Origin of the sequence: Pedobacter nototheniae (genome assembly GCF_032678625.1) — a bacterium.
Classification (GTDB): domain Bacteria; phylum Bacteroidota; class Bacteroidia; order Sphingobacteriales; family Sphingobacteriaceae; genus Pedobacter; species Pedobacter nototheniae_A.
The window spans coordinates 529,243-545,838 of sequence record NZ_JAVTSO010000002.1 but is presented as its reverse complement, the minus strand read 5'-3'; the positions used below and the strand labels follow the sequence as shown (position 1 = coordinate 545,838).

The window sequence follows — 16,596 nt, the reverse complement described above, 5'->3', positions numbered from 1 at the left end:
CTATGAATAAGATCGCCGTATTAATTTTGTTCTGCTTTAGTTTAAGCAGTTGTGCGCTTTTCAAAAGAAATCGGGTGCATGACCATAACGGGATCGAAAAAAATGAATTTAACTTACCCATATTCCTATATCCATCTAAGATCCCTTCCAGCAAAAAGCTATTAATTTTTCTTTCGGGTGATGGTGGCTGGATTGAATTTGAAGATGATTTATCTTTAAAATTTGCAGAGCAAGGTTTTAATACCATCGGAATTAATTCAAGAAGTTATTTCTGGGAGAAAAAAACACCTGAGCAAACTGAAGCAGATATTGTTCAGCTGATTAAGAAATATGTTAAAATATATGGTTCAAAACAGCTTTATATTTGTGGCTACTCTTTTGGTGCTGATGTAATTCCGTTTATCTATAACCGCTTGCCGCCTAAAGCAAAAAAACACCTTGTGGCCTTAGAAATGCTTTCTCCCTACTCTACCACCGATTTTAAAGTAAAACTTTCTGATTTGACAAACTTAGCCGGAGACCATAAACATTACAAAGTAGATAAAGAACTTGAAAAAGTTACGGCCACAACCTTTTGCTTTTACGGCATTGATGAGGAAGACCAATCGCTCAAAGGTTTAAAAATGAGCAATTTTCATGTTAATATTTTAAAGGGCGACCATCATTACGATCCATCCGAGTTTGATAAAATTGTTGCAGCTTTAAGCAACGCAAAAAAATAAAGAGATTTATGTTGAAGATTTTTTTTGTGTTTTTTACAACACTTTGCCTTTCATCCGCTATTATGGCGCAACCTAAAACAGATATATCAAAGTTACCGCTAACGCTGTTTAATAAAAATGGCCATAAAAATCTTATCTTTTACTTTACGGGAGATGGCGGCCTGAATAGTTTTTCGCAAAAGGTGTGCGAGGAACTGGCACAAAAAAATTATACGGTAATCACTTTAGACACCAGAAAATATTTTTGGGATGTAAAAACACCTGACAAGTTAAGCCAGGATGCGGCAGAAGTTTTAGACTATTATTTGAAGCACTTCAACAAAGCCGAGTTTTCTTTACTTGGTTATTCTTTCGGTGCAGATGCCGCCATTTTTTTTTCAACGCGTTTAACTAAAAATTTACAGCAAAAATTTAAATCAGCGGTTTTACTTTCTCCTTCCACCTCTACTGATTTTACCGTGAAGGTGAGTGATTTATTAGGTTTTGGAAGTAAAGAGGGTAAATATAAAACCATCCCTGAGCTCAATAAAATCCAAGTGCCTGTGCTGTGCATCTTCGGTAAAGATGAGGACAGCGATTTTTATAAAAATTTAAAAGAAAAAAAGGATCTGGAAAAAATCCAAATCCCAGGCTCTCATAAATACGACAACGACATTAAAAAGCTCGTTGCCGCGATAGAAAAAGGCTTGTAAACTAACTTCCTTCCGATATTCTTTTTAATGCATTTGGAACCTGCAATAAGTGATAATTGTGGTTATAAACCAAATACTTCTTTTTCCATTGAGGGAAAAACTTTTCTTTGTATTTTCTTAAACCTTTAAACTGGGCAAATGCTTTTAAGTTATCGTAAGCATATTTAATGGTTTTTTGAGTTATGTTTACCCCATCAATACCCGAAAGTGGTGCTAATCCCATATTTACGGCCGTAAACCCCTGATCTTTTAAATGCAGAAAGGTTTTAGCCAGCAACATATCCAAAACACCATTTGGTGCATCGGTTTCTTTCCTGATGAGATCGTAGGTAGCCTCCCCGGGTGCATAATCTTCAACCAGGTTAAGAAAAGCATATACTTTTTCTTCCTGATCCTCAATCGTTAAAATCGTTTGGTTTTTCAAAATATTCTTATCAAAAATACCCTGAGTAAAAGCCACTTCCTTTTGATTCAGATCTCTTAACCAATTGTCGGATACCTGCTTTAATTTCTGAAGCAATCCTTCTTTTTGCTGTCCTTCATAAACCTTAAAAACATAACCTTCCGAAGTAAGCCTGTTGATTGCGCTACGGGTTGTTTTCATTTTCCCGCCATCAGTGGTAAATGTGGTTAAATCTAAAACGGCTTCTTCTCCTATTGGAATAAACTTTTTACCTAATGATTTATAAAAGCTAAGTGATTCTTCGGGTACGCGATAATAAGCCGTAATAAAACCATTATCCTTACAACGTTCTTCAAACTTTTTAATCATGTCTAATTTCTCCTGCTGGTGTTCAGCAACAGGATCTTCTAGCACCAAAACAAAATGACGTGTAATTTTAAAGCTGATAAAAGCCGTTCGGCTTTCGTTAAAGAAGATAAATTTATCAGGATAGGTTTTAAAATAGTCAAGTGCCGAATGTCCGAACTTTTTAACCAGGTTTTCGGCATCTGTAAAATCACTCTCGGTATTATATGATTTAGAAAAATATGGCTTCAATAAGCTAAAAATAATAAAAAGGATTACTGCACCACTGGCAAAATAAATAGATTGTTCAAAGTGCAAACCAAATTTGGTTCGTGGATCAAGTGCTTTATCATCGATAAAAAATACAACCTTTAATACCGCTTTAACAGAATTTAAAAAGGTAAAATCAGTTCCGAAATGCCTTTTATCTATGCAATAAAAACCAAGAACACCGTAAGCAAAAACGGCCGCAATGGCATAAAAATAAACCTTAAAGCCAAAATGTACAAACCTTGGATGCGGCCTTAATTTATAGTTTTGGCGCGTGTAATATAACGATGACCCTGCAACAAGTGCTAAAAGTGCTTCTTCATAATCTGCAGCTTTTAATAAATGGCCGACTACAGAAAAAATGGTTAATGCAAGTGCAATGTACCAGGCTCTTTTTGATCCCTGGAGCAGAAAGATGCTAATCATAACCAAAATCAACCCAAAAATAAGGACCAGCGCATTACTGGTTACAATAACATCATCCGGTAAAATATTTTTAACCAACCTCAAACGTGCCGGTATAGATGGGCTTATAGAGGAAACAATATTAACAACCCCCAGAATAAGGATAATAAATGCTGGCAAAATCCGGAGTAAAATACTATCTTTTTTGGTCACAAAACTGATGATACCACCAATTAAAGGCAGCCAGAATTCAAAGAACCTGAATAATAAAGTAATGGTTGCCGCTGCAATAATGGGAAAACCAAATTGCTGTAAAATAAAGGTTAGCGATACTTCTATGGTTCCTAAGCCACGTAAAAAAGGGGAAGCAATTAATAAAATTACCATTACAATATAACCGATAATGGCTGCAGGTATGCTGGCTTCAAAACCCAGGGCAAGCATGCAAATGTATAAATGCACTATACCAATAATTTCTATACCTACAGATACGAGCAGGGTTAACCAAAATTCTTTTTTACGCACTTTTTCATCAACCATATCATCCAATAAGGTTGTTAGCGTAGGCCTTATTTTAGATAACCATTTATATGCCTTTCCCTTTCTGGAAATAGAATAGATGACCAGAATTAAGAAAATAGTTAGGAGCAGTAAAAATAAAAAGCTGAAAATTTCTACATTTCCAAATTTCGTAGTCAATAAAGCTATGCCTAATACAGGAATGGCTACGATAACGACAGACAGAATGCCACAGAAACCAAACAGCGTGGAAGCCAGGTGGATTTTAGATTTGGATACGCCATTTTCTTCAATATCGCCGGTAAAAAAAGCCAGTGATGAAAAGCCGCCTGCAGGTAAAAAAACACTAATTAAATTGCGTTTTAAAAACAGGATTACAGCTTTTTTCAAACTCAGCTTTACATTGAGTGCCCTGAAGCTATGTACATACATTTGCCCCTGTGCCAAAATGTATGCTATGGTTAATAAAATTCCCAGCGCTATATATTCAGGTACGGCGGTACCCAACTGGTTTTTAATTTGCACAACTTCTACATGTTGCTCCCGTATAAAGAAAACAGCCATGCCCAGCATAAAAATTGCCAGAAAGAATTGCCAGAAAAATTTATTATAAATTAATTTCGATAAAAAATACTTCGCTCGGTACATTTTAATTAGGGACAACAGACCTATAACCTGAAAAAAAATTTCAAATTAGAAGCCTTAATTTAAATGATTAGTTACAATTGTGTGTGTATTGTTGACGCCTAAGTTACAAAAATGTTACACATCTTATTTATTAACTTAAAAGAAAAAAATAAGTAACCTCTTTTTGTAAAATTTGGCGTACATTTTTCGAATTAAGCTAAAATTTTCCAATTTTTAAAGATTGAATCAACCACAAATTATTTAACCCTTACTAATGCACAAAAGATTTACGTTTTTACTTCTCATAGTTGTAAATTTTGTTTACGCCCAAAAAAAACCTTTAGACCATACTGTTTATGACATGTGGGAATCTGTTGGCACAAAACAACTATCTAATAACGGACAATGGTCCATGTACAGTATATTACAGCAAGAAGGTGATGCAAACCTTTTTTTAAGTAATTTAAAAACCAACGCAAAACTGACGGTACCTCGTGGTACGAATGCACAATTTAGCAATGACTCTAAATTTGCGGTATTTAGCATCCGTCCGTTTAATAAAGATTTGCGTCAGGCAAAAATTAAAAAGAAAAAACCAGATGATATGCCTAAAGATTCCTTAGGAATTGCAAATCTCACCACAAATGCAATCAATAAGGTAGCCAGGGTAAAGTCGTATAAATTACCTGAAGATGGCTCAGGCTTTTTGGCTTACCAACTGGACAAGCTGGATACGGCTAAAAAGGCAACTCCAGCGGGCAAAAAAGATTCGGATATAGATTTCGCAGATGATGAACCAGGATCTGGCGCAAAAAAAAATGAGGAAGGAACAGATCTAATCGTCAAAAATCTTTTAACAGGCATTGATAAAAATTATAAATATGTAACAGATTATGCTTTTAGTAAAGATGGCAAGCAGCTTGTTTTTGCTTGTAGCGGATCTAAAAAAGATAAAACAGCGCCGCAGGGCGTATTTCTTTTAAACACTGAAAAAGGAACGCTTAAAACTTTGGTTAAAGGCAAAGGAAGTTTTAAAAATTTCGCTTTTGATGATGAAAATGAGCATGTTGCTTTTGTAGGCGAGCAAAGTCCTGAAAAACAAGAAATTAAAGATTACAACATCTATTATAACTCTTTAACTTTAGATACTGCTCAAACCATTGTAGATTACGATATGCCGGGTTTACCTGCAAAATGGTCTGTTAGTGGCGATGGAAAAGTGACTTTCAGTAAAGATGGCAAGAAATTGTTTTTCGGTATTGCCCCTATTAAGAAACCTAAAGATACAACCATTGTTGATTTTGAAGTAGCCAAGGTAGATATTTGGAATTACAAAGATGATTATTTGCAGCCTGCACAGTTAAAAAATGCAGACAGAGAGAATAAAAGAAGTTATTTATCTGTTATCGATGTGTACAGTAGCGATCCGAAAGCCATTCCGCTAACGGATTTAACCTTACCAGAAGCCAGTATAGTTAATGACGGAAACTCAAATTTCGTGTTGGCTTCAACGGATTACGGCCGCAGAATTGAAACGCAATGGAGTGGTTCTACTTCAAAAGATTACTATATTGTTGATACTAAAAACGGACAGCGCAAAAAAATTATCGATAACTTAAATGGTTATGCTACCGCCTCTCCTGCTGGAAATTATATTTTGTCATTTGATAGAAAAACCGGTAACTGGTCTTCTTATAGTGTGGCAACTGGAAAAAGTGTGATTTTAAACAGTGGTTTAAACGTAAAATTTGTTGATGAGGAAAATGATGTTCCTGATTTACCGGGTGCTTATGGTATAGCCACCTGGACTGAAGATGATAAAGCTGTTTTAATTAATGACAGGTACGACATCTGGTCGTTTTCTCCGGATGGAAAATCTCAGCCTAAAAACATTACCAATGGTTTTGGCAGACAAAACAAAATCACTTTCAGATATGAAAGAACGGAACAACCGAACAGGTTTGATAGAAACAGTGCGGATAAATTTGTAAAAGCAAATGAATTGCTTTGGTTGGATGGTTTTAATAATGCGACTAAAGAAAATGGTTTCTACCGCAAAAGTGCAGGAACGGTTAAAAATCCTGATTTGGTTATCATGTCTAAAGCAAAATATTCTAATTTGGTTAAAGCTAAAGATGCAGATATTTATATTTACGATAAAGGCAGTTATGTGGAATCGCCAAATGTTTACGTAACAACGGATTTTAAAACCGAAACTAAATTAACCAACACCAATCCTCAACAACAAAATTACAACTGGGGAACAGCCGAGCTGGTTAAGTGGACCACTCCAAAAGGACACGCTGCTGAAGGGATTTTATACAAACCTGAAAATTTTGATCCGAATAAAAAATATCCGATGATTGCCTATTTCTATGAAAAATTATCTGATGGATTATATGGTTACCAGGCGCCTGCCCCTACACCATCCCGTTTAAATATTTCTTTCTTTGTAAGTAACGGCTATTTGGTTTTTGCACCGGATATTAGTTATGAAACCGGGCATCCGGGGCAATCTGCTGTTGAATATATTAATTCGGGTGTAGAAAGTTTAAAGAAAAACAGCTGGGTTGATGGCAGCAAAATCGGTATCCAGGGTCAAAGCTGGGGTGGTTATCAGGTTGCTTATTTAATTACACAAAATAACATGTATGCTGCAGCATGGGCTGGTGCACCTGTTGCCAACATGACTTCTGCTTATGGAGGTATTCGTTGGGAAAGTGGAATGAACCGCCAGTTCCAGTATGAAAAAACACAAAGCAGAATTGGTGCTACACTTTGGGAAAAACCAGAATTGTACATCGAAAACTCGCCTTTATTTATGCTTCCTAAAGTAAATACACCTGTAGTAATTATGGCGAACGATGCGGATGGAGCTGTGCCTTGGTACCAGGGAATTGAAATGTTTACCGGCCTGCGCCGTTTAGGTAAACCAGTATGGATGTTAAACTACAATGGCGAAGCGCATAACTTAGTTCAGCGTCAGAACCGTAAGGACATTCAAATTCGCGAGCAACAGTTTTTTGATTATTACCTTAAAGGTGCAAAAGCACCGGTATGGATGTCGACAGGTATTCCTGCTACAGAAAAAGGTAAAACCTGGGGCTTCGAATTAACAGATGAAAAACCTTAATTAAGATTTAAAACCCAGCTCCGTTGAACAATCGTTCAACAGCGCCTTGGTTAAATAATTTAGCATAAAAGCCAGCCTATAGCTGGCTTTTATGCTAATATAAAATGTGTAATTAATAGCAGAAAGAGAGTTGTAAATGATTAAGGACTACCGAAGCCTGATCTGATTTAAAAATTAAGCTTCAAAACATCAAAATTTTTAAAATCAAGTACCATAAGTCCTTTTTGCCTGTAAGATCCCAATATAACTTGCAAAGCCACATTAACCATATACAAACCTAACAAACCCGGTACTATACCCAATACACCATTCAAACTGCAAGACGGTGAATCGCTTGCATGAGGTGGTTCGGGATAAATATCCCTTAAATTTTTACCATTTTTATAATTAAATACGGCCAGTTGGGCTTCGTAATTGAGAATGCTGCCGTAAACCACAGGTTTATTTAACGCCATGCAAACATCGTTAACCAAATACCTGGCGGCAAAATTATCAGTACCATCTATAACCAAATCATACCGTTCAATAATTTTTTCAGCATTGTTTTCGTCCAGCTTTATTGTATACGTTACGCAGTTTACATGTGGGTTAGAAGCTGCAACCTTTTCTGCAGCAACCTGTACTTTTGCTTTGCCTACATCTGCAGTTCCGTATAATATCTGCCGGTGCAAATTGTGAATTTCAATGGTATCAAAATCAACAATACCAAGCGTACCAACACCAGCAGCAGCTAAATACTGAATAACAGGACATCCCAAACCTCCGGCTCCAATTACCAAAACTTTTGCTTTTTTAAATTTAAACTGGCCATTTACACAGATGTCGTCGAGCATAAAATGACGGCTATATCTGTGCAGCTCATCTTTATTAAACTTTTCCATATCATAAATTAATTTTGAAGGCAATAATGAGTAACGCTGAAACAATTAAACCCATTCGATCATTCAATCATTAAAAGTTTTATCCCAGTCTTTCCAAACTGCGGTATAACCTTTTTCAGTAATTACCTTTTCAAATTCATAGGGTTTTCTTTCATCACTAATTTCGAACTGGGCTAGCGATTGTTCATCGGCACAGTAACCACCAGGATTTGTTTTGGAACCTGCACTCATGGTTGTAACCCCCAGTTTAATTAAGTTATCCCTGAAGATTTCCGTTTCGCGGGTAGAAATTGAGATTTCAACCTCTTCGTTAAATAATCGGTAAGCACAAATGAGTTGCACCAATTCCTTATCCTGAATAGAATAATTAGAAATATCAACGCCTTCGGCTGGCCTAATCCTTGGGAAAGCGACCGAATATTTAGTTTGCCAATAATTTTTCTGCAAGTATTCTAAATGTAAAGCACAGAAAAAGGAATCCGTCCGCCAGTCTTCAAGCCCCAATAATACCCCTAAGCCTATTTTATGCATTTTGGCTTTACCAATACGATCTGGCGTATCTAAACGGTAATAAAAATTAGATTTTTTACCTTTCGGATGATAGTCCTTATACTTTTCTCGGTGGTAGGTTTCCTGGTAAACCATTACCGCATTTACGCCTGCCTGCTGTAACACCTCATATTCAGGCTGATCTAAAGGCTGCACCTCTATCGATACATTAGAAAAATGAGGTTTAATAACTTTTAAGGCTTCCAAAAAATAATCCACATGTACTGTATGGTTTGCCTCGCCGGTAACCAGCAAAACATGATCAAAGCCCAGTTTTTTAATTACGTTAATTTCCTGCAGAATTTCGGCTCCCGATAACGTTTTTCTTTTAATGCCGTGCTCCATACTAAAGCCGCAATACGTACAAATATTATTGCACTCATTACTTAAATACATAGGTGCAAACATTTGAATGGTTTTACCAAAACGTTTTTGGGTAATTTGATGGCTCAACTGGGCCATTTGTTCCAGGTAAGGCTGTGCTGCAGGAGAAATCAGCGCTTTAAAATCCTCAAGATTTCTTTTAGATTTTGCGAGGGCCGTTTCAACATCTTCCTTTTTTTTATTCAGGATGGATATTTTAACTTCATCCCAGCCAAACTGATCAAATACCTCTTTAAAATTCGTCATCTAAAAATTGGGTTAAAGGGCTTGTAGCCATTCCAAACTTAACTTTTGCGCCCATTTTACTTTCATAGGCCAACCTGCCGGCCTCAACGGCCAATTTAAATGCTAAGGCCATGGCAACCGGATTGCCCGCAATGGCAATGGCTGTATTTACCAGCACTGCATCAGCCCCCAATTCCATCGCTAAAGCGGCATCAGAAGGTGCACCTATACCTGCATCAACAACAACAGGAACATTACTCTGCTCCAAAATAATTTCCAGAAAATCAATAGTTTTCAATCCTTTATTGCTTCCAATGGGCGACCCCAAAGGCATAACTGCAGCTGTACCAGCATTTTCAAGTCTTTTACATAAAACCGGATCTGCGTGAATGTAAGGCAATACTACAAAACCCAGTTTCGCCAATTCCTCGGTGGCTTTAAGCGTTTCAATTGGGTCGGGTAACAAATACCGGGGATCGGGATGGATTTCAAGCTTTACCCAGTTGGTTTCTAAAGCTTCGCGCGCCAATTGAGCTGCAAACACCGCCTCTTTTGCATTGCGGACCCCTGAAGTATTGGGCAATAAATTGATGGATGGTCCCTGCAAATGCTGCAATAAATCATCCGTTTCCGTTTCTAAATCAATGCGTTTAAGGGCAACCGTGACCAGTTCAGACCCGGATGCTAAAACGGCTTCTTCCATTTGGGTAGCCGAGCCAAACTTACCCGTTCCTAAAAACAACCTCGAGGAGAACGTTTTATCGGCTATAGTTAACTTTTTCATATAAGGCTTCATTAAATGCTTGAATTAGTTGTTGTTTATTTGGGTGTGCGGTAATCACTCCGGATACAGCAGCTCCATAAATTCCAATGTCCATAAGTGCCGGAATATCATTCAGCGTTAGTCCGCCTATTGCATACAGCGGAATTTCTGCATCGATGTTTTTTAGCTCATCAATAATATTTTTGTAGCCTTCAAATCCTAAAACCGGACTGAGCTTAACTTTTGTAGGTGTAAAGCGAAGCGGACCTAAACCGATATAATTGCAGCCCTCAAAAACTCTTTGTTTTACATCGTGTATTGTATTTGCCGTACCGCCAATGATTTTATGCTTGCCTAAAATTTCCCTTGCCTGTTTAATACCAAGGTCATCCAAACCCAGGTGTACCCCATCAACATCAGTTATTTTAGCCAATTCGGGATAGTCGTTAATAATTAAAATAGCTGCATAACTTATACAAAGGGGCTTTACAACGTCTATTAAAGCTAAAACCTGTGCCTGATCTGCATTTTTAAACCTAACCTGAATCCATTTGCACCCTGCATCAAGCGCGGCATTAATATTTCTGGCTTGGATGGCTACAGTATCGCCTTGTGAAATGTATTGTAGTTTATGATAATGACTTAAATCCATAAATCCTGTATTTTTTTAAATGTTGAAACTGACTGCGCAGGCTTGCTCCAAATGGCACCAAGAATTGCCGCTCCGCCATAACCTAAAGCTTTTACTTCCGTTATTTTAGAACCATCTATGCCACCAATGGCGATCCGTTTAGGGTTATTGCTGGTTTCTTTTTGAACTATCCGCATTAACTTAGAATTTGCCTGATAATTAATTTTGGAAATTGAATTAAATAATGGCCCAATAAAGCAATAACTGAAAGAATGATGCAATGTATTATAGGCTTCCATATGGTGTATAGAAGTAGATAATATAAAGCCCTCGTCTGCATACCGGCTTAGCATTTTAGGATTGGTTTCTTTTCTTAAGTGTTCCGTAAAATGCAGTCGCTTTATTCCTCGTTTATCTGATATTTGATGATGCTGGTGCAATGCAATTTTCGAATGATGCTCCCGGTCAATACAATCGAGCAAATATTCTGTTTCCTTTATTGAACATCCTGGCTTACGGAGGTGAAAAAACTGCAAACCAGCCTTAAACAGGCCATTAATGTACCGGGCTTCTTCTTCAATTTGAACAGGATTTGAAATTACAACCAGCATCTGTTATTGAAATTATAAAATAATGGACCTTATAAAATAGGATTGCTTCTTCATGATATTTATGTATTCTACAGATAAATTTCACTACCTTTTTCTGTAAAAAAAGTTGCCTGTTCCAGCATTCCCTGTTCTGCCATATCCCTGATTTCCTGCGTAATTTTCATCGAACAGAATTTTGGTCCGCACATAGAGCAGAAATGTGCAATCTTAGCGCCATCAGCTGGCAGGGTTTCATCATGAAATTCGCGCGCTGTATCCGGATCTAAAGAAAGATTAAACTGGTCTTCCCAGCGAAATTCAAAACGGGCTTTACTTAAGGCATTGTCGCGGTATTGCGCGCCCGGGTGTCCTTTAGCTAAATCGGCTGCATGTGCGGCAATTTTATAGGTAATTACACCATCCTTAACATCTTTTTTATTCGGTAAGCCTAAATGCTCCTTTGGTGTTACGTAACAAAGCATGGCGGTACCGTACCAGCCAATCATTGCAGCGCCAATGGCAGACGTAATGTGGTCATAGCCAGGAGCAATATCAGTTGTTAGCGGACCTAAAGTATAAAAAGGCGCTTCTGCGCAATACTCAAGTTGTTTTTCCATATTCTCCTTAATTAAATGCATTGGAATATGTCCGGGGCCCTCGTTCATCACCTGCACATCATGTTTCCAGGCAATACGATTTAATTCTCCCTGTGTTTTTAATTCAGAAAACTGGGCTTCATCATTTGCGTCCGCAATACAACCCGGACGCAAACCATCACCAAGTGAAAATGAGACATCATATTGTTTCATAATCAGGCAAAGCTCTTCAAAATGTGTGTAAAGGAAATTTTCCTTATGGTGTGCCAGGCACCACTTGGCCATAATTGATCCACCGCGTGATACAATACCTGTTAAACGTTTGGCCGTTAAAGGAATATACCGCAGCAATACGCCAGCGTGAATGGTAAAATAATCAACACCTTGCTCGGCCTGCTCAATAATGGTATCCTTAAAAATCTCCCAGGTTAAATCTTCGGCTTTGCCATTCACCTTTTCAAGCGCCTGGTAAATTGGAACCGTACCAATAGGGACAGGAGAATTTCTGATAACCCATTCGCGTGTTTCGTGGATATTTTTACCTGTAGATAAATCCATAATGTTATCCGCTCCCCAGCGGCAGGCCCAAACGGCTTTTTCTACCTCTTCGTCAATGGAAGAACTTATAGCTGAATTGCCAATGTTTGCATTAATTTTAACCAGGAAGTTTCGTCCAATAATCATAGGTTCCAACTCAGGGTGATTGATATTGGCTGGGATAATAGCTCGTCCCAGTGCAATTTCATTCCTTACAAATTCTGGAGTGATGTGATTTTTGGGGGTGTTTGCACCAAAACTGTACCCTGGATGTTGGTGGTTTATAGCCGAATTTAAATCCAATTCGATATTACGCTGATTTTCCCTGATGGCAATATATTCCATTTCGGGTGTGATGACACCCATTTTGGCGTAATGTAATTGTGTAACGGTTTTGCCGTTTTTTGCCTTCAACGGATTTTTCACATGTTCAAAACGAAGGTGATTTAATGTATCATCTTCCTTCCTTTCTCTTCCGTACGCAGATGAAACTGAATTTAGCTGATCTACATCGTTGCGATCCAATATCCACTGCTCGCGCAAACGTGGCAAGCCTTTCTTTATATCTGTTTTAATATTTTCATCGGTATAGGCTCCGCTGGTATCGTAAATGGTAACCGCAGCGTTTTGTTCTGTTCCGCCATTACTTAGCTTGGTATCCGACAGTGATACTGATCGCATAGCTACCTTAATTTGAGGAAACAGTGTTCCGTTCAGATAAATTTTCTTTGAGCCTGTAAATGGTGCGCAGGAAATGATGGCCTGTTCCGGGGTATTTTCATTCTTTTTCATACTGGTTGTGTTTTCTTGGTGGTTGATTCAATGATGCATTAGCTATGGAAAGCAGATAAAGGTTACCCGCCCTGAGTGGCGGTAATTACTAAAACCTGATCATTTGGCTGTAACACGTATGTAACCCAGAGTTTTTTGGGTACAATGTTTTGGTTAATGGCTACAGCAATTCCATTTTGCTTATCACCAAATTTTTCTTTAAGTAAACTTTGAACCGAGGTTTGTGCCTCAACCGACTGTTTTTGCTTGTTAAATGTAATTTCCATTCCGTATAAAAATTAAATATAACTTTAGGAATGGGCGCAAAAACGCACACAGAAGTATGTTCTACTTTTCCCTTCGGCAGTACTAACTGCATCAGGTTCGTAGGGTATAATCTCAGCCGCAATGGCACCCCTAAAGTTGATTACAAACATATATAAAATTTTGCCTTACATTTTTAAATAAATAAATAAAAAAACACTAATAACTATATATCAACCAATTAAAATGGTTATATAAATAAAAAATTGACTGATATTTTGATGACTATTTGATTTTCAGAAAGTGGAATGTTACCTTAAATGTTACTAATTTGAAAATAAATAAATCTTTTTTAAACGCTGCAAAGGAAAGAATAAGCAAAGCTTTTATTTTAATACTGAACATTCATTTTTTATTTTAAAATGGTATTTTGCGGGTTCAAAATCAACATAACTAAACAACCCCAATGGCATTAAGTAGAATTTGGTCAGCATTTATTATTGTTGCTATAGTAGTAGCGGGTATTAAGTGTTTTTTCTTCGGGCAAACCGATCTTTTTAACTGGATGGTTATTGGCAAAGCTGATGATGCCGCAAATCCTTTAAAGTTAGATGGGATAATCCAAACCTGCTGGGTATCGGTAGAGCTTTGCTTTAAACTGGTGGGTATACTGGCCTTATTTATGGGCTTAATGAGTATTGCAGAAAAAGCAGGTGGTATCCGTTTATTATCCAGAATTGTTGGACCATTTTTTTCTAAGCTTTTTCCTGAAATCCCAAAGGGCCACCCTTCTATGGGGCATATGATTATGAACTTTTCTGCCAACCTGTTGGGTTTGGATAATGCGGCTACGCCTTTCGGGTTAAAAGCAATGGAAAGTTTGCAGGAATTAAATCCAAGCAAAGATACTGCGTCCAATTCGCAAATTATGTTCCTGTGTCTTCACGCTGCAGGGCTTAATTTAATTCCCGTTAGTGTTATTGCCATTCGTGCATCGCAAAATGCAAGTAATCCTACAGATATTTTTATCCCCTGCTTAATTGTAACTTTTGTAGGTACGATTGCAGCCATGCTTATTGTTTCCTTTAAACAAAAAATAAACTTACTGCAACCCGTTGTAATTGGCTGGATTTTAGGCTTATCCATCATTATAGCCGGCTTGGTTTTATACATTACATCGTTAAATGCGGAGGGCATAAAATCTTTTTCTGGTGTATTAAGTAATGGCTTAATTTTGCTGGTTTTTCTTTTAATAATTATAGGTGCCCTGTATAAGAAAATTGATGTTTTTGATGCTTTTATTGAGGGGGCAAAAAACGGTTTCGATACGGCTATAAAAATTATTCCCTACCTGGTAGGTATGCTGGTTGCCATTAGTATGTTACGCACCAGTGGAACATTTGATGTTGTAATTAGTGGAATAAAAACTTTCTTCGCCTGGATGGGTGCCGATACAAGATTTGTTGAAGGCCTGCCAACGGCATTAATCAGGCCTTTAAGTGGCGGTGCTGCCAGAGGAATGATGGTAAGCACTATGGAAACTTATGGCGCAGATTCATTCGCAAGCAGGCTTTCCGGAATATTTCAAGGTGCATCTGATACCACTTTTTATGTGATAGCGGTATATTTCGGATCGGTTAGCGTTAAAAACACAAGATACGCCATCGGTTCCATGCTACTTGCAGATTTAGTTGGTGTTTGTACCGCAATTGGTCTTTGTTATTTATTTTTTGGATAACCAGGAAAAGAACTCGGCTGCATGATTTTCAAGTGCTTTATTGGAAATAAGAACTTGTAAACATCAAAAAAAAATCCCTGTCCAAAATATGAACAGGGTTTTTTTTAGCATAACCTGGTTATGGTTTATCCCACCAAATCCTTGCATTTAAATCATCGGCCCCTCCATAAGGAAAACCTGCAACAGCAGCCTTATAATTGGCTGCATTTAAAGATCTTTCTTGTGTTGGATAACCTTCTCTTCTTGGAATTTGAGCACCATTATTATTTGGCGCAGGACTAATAAAGTTAGGGAAACCCGTTCTTCTCCATTCTGCCCAGCCTTCATAACCATGCAAAAACAAGTGAATCCACCGCTGGTTGCCAATTTTTCTTAATGCATCTGTTGGGTCATAAGCTACATCGGCGTTGGCCATGTAAGTGGCTAATCCGCTAACGTCGTTACTTTTCCACTGACGGATTGAGTATTCTATTGCTCTATCATAATTTGCTTTTGCGACTGCATCTCCCCCATTAATCCAGGTAATTTTTGCAGCTTCTGCCATCGCAAACAGCGATTGTGCATAGGTAACCAAAGCAACAGGAGAATTTTGCTGTCTTAAACCAGAACCCAATAAAGAATAATTGTTAATGACTACCGTAACCGACCCAGGCAAACCATAATCCAAACCAACATAATTGCCTGCTGTATTTTTATTCGCATAAACTGGTAAGCGAGGATCGTTTAAAGGTTGCATATAATCAACTACTGGTTTACTTACGGCAAACCAGTTTCTACCTAAAGTAGTAAATGAATTGTACCAGTAATTTTCGTTAGTTGCGTTAGCCAAATGCTGAAAAGTAAGGTTATCCGTATTATCTGTCATCATACCGTTTGCCACCGCCTTGTTAAATTCCACACCACCTTTTGCAGGATCAATTTTAGAAAGTCTTAAAGCCATCAGTGCGTGTATTGTATTACCTGCTCTCTTCCATTTGGCAACGTCTCCTCCATAAATAATATCGTTTTTTATGTTGCCAGAAATCATCGCTGCGTTGGCCTCATCAAGTAAAGTAAACAAACTGTTGTAAATAGCCTGTTGTTTATCATATTTTGGGATAAAATTTTCATTTCCTTTTAAAGCATCTGTGTAAGGAATATCGCCCCACCTATCTGTCATATGCCAAAAGAAATAAGCTTTTAAAATTTTAGCAACCGCAATCTGGTTGACCACCGGGCCTTCATTGGCATCCAATGTTTTACTGTTAATTACCGTTTCTAAATTGATTAAAGGTCCATTATACAAAGAATAAAAATTAAAATTAATGGTTACATACCTACTGTTATCCGAAAAGGAAGTATTGGATAAATACTGAGGATAATGTACTCCGTAAGGCGATGAACTTAAGCCCGGTAAAGATAATTCTGCATTGGCAATAAGTTGTGTACCTGCTTTGGTTGGATTGTTAGGGTCAATTGTTACCGAATCATCAAACTTTTTACAAGCACCTAATACAGAAATTGTTAAAAGCGCGATATATATGTTTTTATATGTAATTTTCATATGCTTAA

13 protein-coding genes and 1 riboswitch are annotated in these 16,596 nt (G+C 37.6%); of the genes, 4 read left to right on the top strand and 9 right to left on the bottom strand.

Features of this window, described 5'->3' with window-relative positions; genetic code table 11:
* Nucleotides 1–2: 2 nt before the first annotated feature.
* Nucleotides 3–722 (top strand): AcvB/VirJ family lysyl-phosphatidylglycerol hydrolase, encoded by a 720-nt coding sequence (locus tag R2Q77_RS07995; RefSeq protein ID WP_316803196.1) that lies wholly within the window; start codon nucleotides 3–5, stop codon nucleotides 720–722.
* Nucleotides 723–730: 8 nt separating this feature from the next.
* Nucleotides 731–1,414 (top strand): alpha/beta fold hydrolase, encoded by a 684-nt coding sequence (locus R2Q77_RS07990; RefSeq protein ID WP_316803195.1) that lies wholly within the window; start codon nucleotides 731–733, stop codon nucleotides 1,412–1,414.
* A gap of 1 nt (nucleotide 1,415) precedes the next feature.
* On the opposite strand, the gene R2Q77_RS07985 is transcribed toward R2Q77_RS07990, so the two are convergent.
* The gene (locus R2Q77_RS07985; RefSeq protein WP_316803607.1) at nucleotides 1,416–3,929 is read right to left on the bottom strand and encodes a phosphatidylglycerol lysyltransferase domain-containing protein; all 2,514 of its coding nucleotides are present in this window, start codon (nucleotides 3,927–3,929) and stop codon (nucleotides 1,416–1,418) included.
* Between the two features lie 328 nt (nucleotides 3,930–4,257).
* Between R2Q77_RS07985 and R2Q77_RS07980 the strand changes: the two genes are divergently transcribed.
* Nucleotides 4,258–7,116, top strand: a complete 2,859-nt coding sequence (locus R2Q77_RS07980) for a prolyl oligopeptidase family serine peptidase (RefSeq protein ID WP_316803194.1) — start codon at nucleotides 4,258–4,260, stop codon at nucleotides 7,114–7,116.
* 167 nt (nucleotides 7,117–7,283) lie between these two features.
* Here R2Q77_RS07980 and R2Q77_RS07975 read toward each other — a convergent pair whose 3' ends face one another.
* The 7 genes from R2Q77_RS07975 to thiS form a co-directional block, all read right to left on the bottom strand.
* Nucleotides 7,284–7,997, bottom strand: coding sequence for a HesA/MoeB/ThiF family protein (locus R2Q77_RS07975; protein ID WP_316803193.1), 714 nt, complete (start codon nucleotides 7,995–7,997; stop codon nucleotides 7,284–7,286).
* A 63-nt stretch (nucleotides 7,998–8,060) separates the two neighbouring features.
* Entirely contained in the window at nucleotides 8,061–9,176 is a 1,116-nt protein-coding gene (gene thiH / locus R2Q77_RS07970) for a 2-iminoacetate synthase ThiH (RefSeq protein ID WP_316803192.1), read from the bottom strand.
* On the bottom strand, nucleotides 9,163–9,939 hold the full coding sequence (locus R2Q77_RS07965) for a thiazole synthase (RefSeq protein ID WP_316803191.1): 777 nt from the start codon (nucleotides 9,937–9,939) through the stop codon (nucleotides 9,163–9,165). Before R2Q77_RS07965 ends, thiH begins: the two co-directional genes overlap by 14 nt.
* Nucleotides 9,914–10,570, bottom strand: coding sequence for a thiamine phosphate synthase (locus tag R2Q77_RS07960; protein WP_316803190.1), 657 nt, complete (start codon nucleotides 10,568–10,570; stop codon nucleotides 9,914–9,916). Before R2Q77_RS07960 ends, R2Q77_RS07965 begins: the two co-directional genes overlap by 26 nt.
* A complete protein-coding gene (locus R2Q77_RS07955; RefSeq protein ID WP_316803189.1) occupies nucleotides 10,561–11,160 on the bottom strand; it encodes a thiamine phosphate synthase in 600 nt (199 codons plus the stop codon). The genes R2Q77_RS07960 and R2Q77_RS07955 overlap by 10 nt, the downstream gene beginning before the upstream one ends.
* Before the next feature lie 68 nt (nucleotides 11,161–11,228).
* A complete protein-coding gene (gene thiC, locus R2Q77_RS07950) occupies nucleotides 11,229–13,064 on the bottom strand; it encodes a phosphomethylpyrimidine synthase ThiC (RefSeq protein WP_316803188.1) in 1,836 nt (611 codons plus the stop codon).
* A 62-nt stretch (nucleotides 13,065–13,126) separates the two neighbouring features.
* Nucleotides 13,127–13,330, bottom strand: a complete 204-nt coding sequence (thiS, locus tag R2Q77_RS07945; RefSeq protein WP_316803187.1) for a sulfur carrier protein ThiS — start codon at nucleotides 13,328–13,330, stop codon at nucleotides 13,127–13,129.
* Nucleotides 13,331–13,381: 51 nt separating this feature from the next.
* A riboswitch (TPP riboswitch) is annotated at nucleotides 13,382–13,472 on the bottom strand.
* Between the two features lie 301 nt (nucleotides 13,473–13,773).
* On the opposite strand from thiS, the gene R2Q77_RS07940 reads away from it, so the two are divergent.
* Nucleotides 13,774–15,045, top strand: a complete 1,272-nt coding sequence (locus R2Q77_RS07940; RefSeq protein ID WP_316803186.1) for a nucleoside recognition domain-containing protein — start codon at nucleotides 13,774–13,776, stop codon at nucleotides 15,043–15,045.
* Nucleotides 15,046–15,163: 118 nt separating this feature from the next.
* On the opposite strand, the gene R2Q77_RS07935 is transcribed toward R2Q77_RS07940, so the two are convergent.
* Complete coding sequence (locus R2Q77_RS07935; protein ID WP_316803185.1) at nucleotides 15,164–16,588, bottom strand: SusD/RagB family nutrient-binding outer membrane lipoprotein; 1,425 nt, start codon at nucleotides 16,586–16,588, stop codon at nucleotides 15,164–15,166.
* Between the last annotated feature and the right edge of the window lie 8 nt (nucleotides 16,589–16,596).

Bases quoted from the DNA above. Each gene is read 5' to 3' on its own strand.
- R2Q77_RS07995 (WP_316803196.1), top strand. From the start codon at position 3: ATGAATAAGATCGCCGTATTAATTTTGTTCTGCTTTAGTTTAAGCAGT.
- R2Q77_RS07990 (WP_316803195.1), top strand. From the start codon at position 731: ATGTTGAAGATTTTTTTTGTGTTTTTTACAACACTTTGCCTTTCATCC.
- R2Q77_RS07985 (WP_316803607.1), bottom strand. From the start codon at position 3,929: ATGCTGGGCATGGCTGTTTTCTTTATACGGGAGCAACATGTAGAAGTT.
- R2Q77_RS07980 (WP_316803194.1), top strand. From the start codon at position 4,258: ATGCACAAAAGATTTACGTTTTTACTTCTCATAGTTGTAAATTTTGTT.
- R2Q77_RS07975 (WP_316803193.1), bottom strand. From the start codon at position 7,997: ATGGAAAAGTTTAATAAAGATGAGCTGCACAGATATAGCCGTCATTTT.
- thiH (WP_316803192.1), bottom strand. From the start codon at position 9,176: ATGACGAATTTTAAAGAGGTATTTGATCAGTTTGGCTGGGATGAAGTT.
- R2Q77_RS07965 (WP_316803191.1), bottom strand. From the start codon at position 9,939: ATGAAAAAGTTAACTATAGCCGATAAAACGTTCTCCTCGAGGTTGTTT.
- R2Q77_RS07960 (WP_316803190.1), bottom strand. From the start codon at position 10,570: ATGGATTTAAGTCATTATCATAAACTACAATACATTTCACAAGGCGAT.
- R2Q77_RS07955 (WP_316803189.1), bottom strand. From the start codon at position 11,160: ATGCTGGTTGTAATTTCAAATCCTGTTCAAATTGAAGAAGAAGCCCGG.
- thiC (WP_316803188.1), bottom strand. From the start codon at position 13,064: ATGAAAAAGAATGAAAATACCCCGGAACAGGCCATCATTTCCTGCGCA.
- thiS (WP_316803187.1), bottom strand. From the start codon at position 13,330: ATGGAAATTACATTTAACAAGCAAAAACAGTCGGTTGAGGCACAAACC.
- R2Q77_RS07940 (WP_316803186.1), top strand. From the start codon at position 13,774: ATGGCATTAAGTAGAATTTGGTCAGCATTTATTATTGTTGCTATAGTA.
- R2Q77_RS07935 (WP_316803185.1), bottom strand. From the start codon at position 16,588: ATGAAAATTACATATAAAAACATATATATCGCGCTTTTAACAATTTCT.